This is a genomic window from Shewanella sp. 11B5 (assembly GCF_002836795.1).
Classification (GTDB): domain Bacteria; phylum Pseudomonadota; class Gammaproteobacteria; order Enterobacterales; family Shewanellaceae; genus Shewanella; species Shewanella frigidimarina.
Window position 1 is genome coordinate 1 of sequence record NZ_PJAP01000486.1, and the last position, 6,123, is coordinate 6,123.

The 6,123-nt window shown below is 43.2% G+C and carries 6 protein-coding genes; all 6 read left to right on the top strand.

Annotated features, from left to right (window positions below; all coding sequences use genetic code 11):
- The coding region (locus CXF78_RS11350) for an SDR family oxidoreductase (protein WP_145991422.1) at positions 1–145 on the top strand (145 nt) is incomplete at its 5' end.
- A gap of 125 nt (positions 146–270) precedes the next feature.
- On the top strand, positions 271–2,076 hold the full coding sequence (locus CXF78_RS11355) for an acyl-CoA dehydrogenase (RefSeq protein WP_102036841.1): 1,806 nt from the start codon (positions 271–273) through the stop codon (positions 2,074–2,076).
- Positions 2,077–2,462: 386 nt separating this feature from the next.
- The gene (locus CXF78_RS11360) at positions 2,463–2,924 is read left to right on the top strand and encodes a MaoC family dehydratase (protein ID WP_102036842.1); all 462 of its coding nucleotides are present in this window, start codon (positions 2,463–2,465) and stop codon (positions 2,922–2,924) included.
- A gap of 57 nt (positions 2,925–2,981) precedes the next feature.
- Positions 2,982–3,902, top strand: a complete 921-nt coding sequence (locus CXF78_RS11365; protein ID WP_011637520.1) for an SDR family NAD(P)-dependent oxidoreductase — start codon at positions 2,982–2,984, stop codon at positions 3,900–3,902.
- Between the two features lie 130 nt (positions 3,903–4,032).
- A complete protein-coding gene (locus CXF78_RS11370; protein ID WP_102036843.1) occupies positions 4,033–5,214 on the top strand; it encodes an acetyl-CoA C-acyltransferase in 1,182 nt (393 codons plus the stop codon).
- Between the two features lie 96 nt (positions 5,215–5,310).
- The coding region (locus tag CXF78_RS11375; RefSeq protein ID WP_145991423.1) for an AMP-binding protein at positions 5,311–6,123 on the top strand (813 nt) is incomplete at its 3' end.

The window sequence follows — 6,123 nt, forward strand, 5'->3', positions numbered from 1 at the left end:
AAAGAAAATGGCCCGTGGCGCGCCAATGAATCGTTTAGCAGAGCCAAAAGAAATCGTCGCAGTGATGCTAATGATGTTATCTCCCGCCAACACTTATATGACAGGACAATGCATTGCCGTTGATGGCGGCGTGTCAGCATTTTAAGCGGATGTAGCGGTTGTTGATGGACGTTATTGACGGACATTTTTGAGACTCATTAATAAGTCTAAACATGGTAAGCAGATGCCAACATCGGCCTCTGCTTAGTCACAAGATAAGAAGAGAATATTATGCCTGCAACGTTAATGAATGAACGCGATCTCGAATTTATGCTTTACGAACTATTTGACAGTGAAGCGTTAACGAGCCGAGCACGTTATCAAGATCACGATCGCCAGACCTTTAATGAAGTTGTCACTACGGCAAAAGCGATCGCAGAAAAATACTTTCTTCCTATCCGTCAGAAATTGGATACTCACCAACCGACATTTGATGGTAAAAAAGTGCATATCATTCCAGAACTTAAAACCGCAATCGATGCGGTTAACGAGTCTGGTATTGGTTCTGCTACTGCAGATTATGATTTAGGTGGTATGCAATTACCGCCGATTATCGCCAGTGCAGCAGCCTCATTTTTGAGTGTGGCTGGCGGTGTCGGTATGGGTTACAACATGTTAACCACAGCCAACGCCAACTTGTTGCAAGCACATGGCAGTCCAGAACTGATTAACACTTGGGTTAAGCCCATGCGCGAAGGCCGTTTTATGGGCACCATGGCCATGACCGAACCTGGCAGTGGCTCGGCTTTGGGTGACTTAATTACCAAGGCAGTCAAGTCGGACGACGGTACTTATCGCATTACTGGCAATAAAATCTATATTTCAGGCGGTGACCATGATTTAAGCGACAACATCGTTCATTTGGTGTTAGCACGAATTAAAGGCGCACCAAAAGGTGTTAAAGGTATTTCGTTATTTGTGGTACCTAAGTTTTTGCTTAATGAAGATGGTTCCGTTGGAGAAGACAATGAAGTGGCTCTCGCTGGGCTATTTCATAAAATGGGTGGCCGCGCGCAAACCTCAACTGCTCTGAGTTTTGGTGAAAAAAATGGCTCAATAGGCTATTTGGTCGGTGAAGAACATTGCGGTTTAAAGTACATGTTCCACATGATGAATGAAGCTCGCATTATGGTGGGTACCAGTGGTGCGGTATTGGCTGTGGCTGGTTATCAATATTCAGTCGATTACGCTAAAAATCGCCCGCAGGGTCGCTTGCCATCGTGTAAAGACCCGCAATCCCCAATGGTCAACATCATTGAACATGCTGACGTAAAGCGCATGTTATTAGCACAAAAAGCTTATGCAGAAGGGGCAATGGCGTTAGTGTTGTATGGGACTCAATTAAGCGATGACGAACGTACTGCAGACACCAGTGAGCAGCGTGAACATGCCCATACTTTATTAGATTTTTTAACCCCAATCATTAAAACCTGGCCATCTGAATATGGCCCTAAAGCTAACTCTTATGCAATTCAAGTTATGGGCGGGCATGGTTACATCAATGAGCATCCAGTTGAGATGTTCTATCGTGATAACCGTTTAAATCCCATTCATGAAGGCACCACGGGAATACAATCGTTAGATTTGATCACCCGTAAAGTGCCGATGAATAAGATGCAGGGTTATAAAGCTACCCTGCATGAAATTGCCCAAACCATTGAGCAAGCCAAACAATACGACAGCTTGAGCGAATATACCCAGAAGCTAAGCGAAGCGGTAGAGACATTAACGCTGACAACTGAAGCGGTACTCAACGGCATGGCGACGAAGAACATCGACTTAGCCTTAGCCAACTCAGTTAAGTATTTAGAATTGTTTGGCCATGTCATTATTGCATGGTTATGGCTTAAGCAAAGTATGGTTGCCACCAAAGCCTTAGCACAGCAACCGCATCAAGCAGATGAGTTTTTCTATAAAGGTAAATTACAGGCATCACAGTATTTTTATCGCTTTGAATTACCCAAAATTGCGGTGTGGTCATCTTTGTTGATGAGTACTGACAGTACCAGTTTTGACATGCAAGCCGACTGGTTTTAGCCTAAATTGAATGATGTCCAAGTTGGTCATAGTCATCATCGGTTATCACTGACTGAGTTGAGTTATTTGTAGGTAGGTTGATTCACTAGATGAGTATTACCAGTCAGCCTTTGCCTATAGTTGTATTTTGATTCACGGGGTGATTTCTCAATTATAGCTAGTATAAATCCATTGTCATTAACGCATTACTCATTAATTGGGTAATGCGTTTTTGTTATGAATCCCCGACGTGTTAATTCCTTTTCAACACTCTAGTCTATTCATATTGCGAATGTCTTGGTATCAAAACTATTCATTTGTTTAATGTGTTCAGCCCAATTAGCATGAGATATCGCTTAAATTTCATTCATGGACAGTACTTTTAAAGTACAAGAGGAAAGGGAACAATGCCGACAGTCATCAATCGTAACGACATCACAAACTATATTGGCTTCCAAGCCGAGCCAACAGGCTGGTATCAAATCACTCAAGATCAGATTAATCAGTTTGCGGATTGCACTCTGGATCATCAGTTTATCCACGTAGATGAACAAAAAGCCAAAGCGACGCCATTTGGCTCGACCATTGCCCATGGCTTCTTGTCACTTTCTATGCTGTCACATTTTGCTGAAGAATTTAGCGTCATCATTGACGGTTTTTATATGGGCTTGAATGCCGGTTTCGATAAGGTGAGGTTTTTACAGCCTGTTACCGTTAATAGCCGCATTAGAGCACACGCTAAAACCCTTTCGATTGAAGAAAAGAAACCAGGACAATTCCGTTTATCAACAGAAGTAACCATTGAAATTGAAGGTGTAGATACTCCGGCATTAGTGGCTGAGTGGATTTCTGTGCAAATGGTTAAGTAATCAGACATATAACTACATTATAACAAGATGATTTATCAGTATATTGAGGGAACCAACATGACGATCAGTTTTGCAGGACAAGTAGCCATAGTCACAGGTGCCGGTAATGGTTTAGGCCGCTCACATGCATTGGAACTCGCTAAACGTGGCGCCAAAGTCGTGGTAAATGATTTAGGTGGCGCACGCGATGGTAGCGGTGCATCTTCTGCAGCATCACAAGATGTGGTTCGTTTAATTGAAGAAATGGGCGGTGAAGCCATTAGTCATGGCGCAAACGTAGCCAACTTTGATGAAGTACAAGACATGGTGCAGCAAACCATGGACAAGTGGGGCCGTGTCGACATTTTAATTAATAATGCAGGGATTTTACGTGACAAATCGTTTTCTAAAATGACCTTAGATGACTTTAAGCTAGTGATGGATGTACACGTGATGGGCTCAGTAAACTGCACTAAAGCGGTATGGGAAATCATGAAGCAGCAAAATTATGGCCGCATTGTGATGACCACATCGTCAAGCGGCATGTACGGTAACTTTGGTCAGTCTAACTATGGTGCAGCCAAAATGGCAGTGCTTGGGTTAATGAATACCTTAGTGCTTGAAGGTGCCAAAAATAACATCCACATCAATGCGTTGGCCCCAACAGCGGGCACGCGTATGACAGAAGATTTAATGCCAGAAGAAATCGTTAAAGCCTTCGCGCCAGAGGCTGTTACTGCTGGCATGCTGACCTTGTGTGATGAACTTGCGCCAACTCGGTTTATTTTATGTGCTGGTGCGGGCGGTTATTCAAGTGCCAGTATTTTTGAAACCGAAGGCTGTTTTATTCCTAAAGCATCACAAACCCCAGAAGCGGTGCGTGACAACTGGGCGCAACTCACTGCGCAAGATAATCAAAAAGCATTGAAGTCTGGAGCTCAACAAGGCGAGAAATTTGTGATGAAGGCGATGGCTTTTATGAAGTCGCAACAGCAATAAATTATTCGATGCGGATTGAGCTTGATATTAATTGCGATACTGCATGAGTAGCAAAACCATTAACAGTAAGCTCGCACTAGCAAACATAAAAAGTACATGTCTTTGAAGACAGATAAAAAAAGGAATTATCATGAGAGAAGCCGTCATTGTATCTGTAGCAAGAACCCCTATTGGTAAAGCATACCGCGGAGCATTTAACGATTTATCTGCACCGACATTAGCCGCAGTTGCTGTTAATGCAGCCGTTGAACGTGCGGGTATTGACCCGAATGAAATTGAAGATTGTATTTTTGGTGCTGCGTTAACTCAAGGTAACCAGGGGATGAACTTTGGTCGTCAAGTGGCCATGGCGGCAAAACTGCCAGTGTCTGTGCCTGGTATGACGGTAGATCGTCAATGTTCATCAGGGTTAATGTCTATTGCTATCGCTGCCAATCATATTGTTTGTGATGGCGCTAACGTAGTGGTGGCTGGCGGTTGTGACTCAATCAGCTTGGTTCAAAACGATAAAATGAACATGCACCGAGCGATCGACCCAAGCGTTAAAGCGTATCGTCCAGCGATTTATATGCCGATGCTTGATACCGCCGAAGTGGTTGCTAATCGTTATGGCATCTCGCGTGAAGCACAAGATGCTTATGCATTAATCTCGCAACAACGCACTGCTGATGCACAAGCTGCAGGTAAATTTGATGACGAAATTGTGCCTGTTACGTGTACAAAATTGGTGATGGATAAAGCCAGCAGAGATATCACTAAAGAACAAGTCACCTTAACTCAAGATGAAGGTAATCGTCCTTCAACCAATATTGAAGGCTTAGCGGGTTTAAAAGCGGTAAAAGATAACGGCTCAATTACTGGCGGTAACGCATCGCAACTGTCTGACGGTGCTGCAGCTGTTGTGGTAATGGAACGAAAACTCGCTGAGCAACGCGGTCTTAAGCCGTTAGGTGTTTACCGAGGCATGGTGGTGGTAGGTTGTGAGCCAGATGAAATGGGCATAGGTCCAATTTTTGCCATTCCTAAGTTGCTTGAACGTCATAGTTTGAATATTGATGACATTGGTTTGTGGGAAATCAATGAAGCGTTTGCGGTTCAGGTCATTTACTGTGCAGAAAAATTGGGCATTCCATATGATCGTTTAAACGTCGACGGCGGCGCAATTTCTATTGGTCATCCTTATGGCATGAGCGGTACTCGTATGGTGATGCACGCGTTAATTGAAGGTAAACGTCGTGGTGTTAAATACGTGGTGATCAGTATGTGTATTGGTGGCGGTCAAGGCGCTGCAGGTTTATTTGAAGTGTTGTAAAACTGAGTGTAGGTTAGTGTTTGTTAAGAATAAAAATAATAATCACAGTAGCCGAGTTAGGCAGCTGACAATATTGTAATAATTGGGGACAGTATTATGGAAAGGATTTGGCTAGAAAAGAGTTATCCGCCTGGGGTTGAGTTTGAAATTGATCCAGATAAATACAACTCGTTGGCAGATTTGTTTTTAAAATATACCAAGTTATATGCCACTAATACGGCGTTTATCAACATGGATGTCAGCATTACTTATCAACAGCTTGCCCAGCAAGCGACAGACTTTGCAGCCTATTTACAGCAAGACTTAGGGCTAGTGAAAGGCGATAAGTTTGCCATCATGATCCCCAATACACTGCAATATCCTATCGCATTATTTGGTGCACTTATCGCAGGCTTAACTGTGGTGAATGTTAATCCACTCTATACCCCGCGTGAATTAGAACATCAATTAAAAGACTCTGGCACTAAAGCCATTTTAATTTTAGAAAACTTTGCCCATGTATTGCAGGCAGTCATTGATAAAACCGATGTTAAACATGTTATCACCACTGGTGTGGGTGACCGATTAGGCCTGATTAAAGGCGCATTAGTTAACGGCGCGATTAAGCACGTGAAGAAATTGGTGCCAGCGTTCGATTTACCTAATGCGGTTAAATTTAATGACGCCATGGCAAAAGGCAGCAAACAAACCTTTAAGCCAGTTGATGTTATCGGTTCTGACTTAGCCTTTTTACAATACACTGGCGGCACTACAGGCCCTTCAAAAGGTGCCATGCTGACCCATCGTAATATGGTTGCCAACCTTGAGCAGTCCAATGCGGTTACCAAGAACGTTTATGAAATAGGCAAAGAGCTGATTATCACTGCATTGCCGCTTTATCATATCTACGCACTAACCTCTAATTGCTTA

Bases quoted from the DNA above. Each gene is read 5' to 3' on its own strand.
- CXF78_RS11360 (WP_102036842.1), top strand. From the start codon at position 2,463: ATGCCGACAGTCATCAATCGTAACGACATCACAAACTATATTGGCTTC.
- CXF78_RS11370 (WP_102036843.1), top strand. From the start codon at position 4,033: ATGAGAGAAGCCGTCATTGTATCTGTAGCAAGAACCCCTATTGGTAAA.
- CXF78_RS11365 (WP_011637520.1), top strand. From the start codon at position 2,982: ATGACGATCAGTTTTGCAGGACAAGTAGCCATAGTCACAGGTGCCGGT.
- CXF78_RS11355 (WP_102036841.1), top strand. From the start codon at position 271: ATGCCTGCAACGTTAATGAATGAACGCGATCTCGAATTTATGCTTTAC.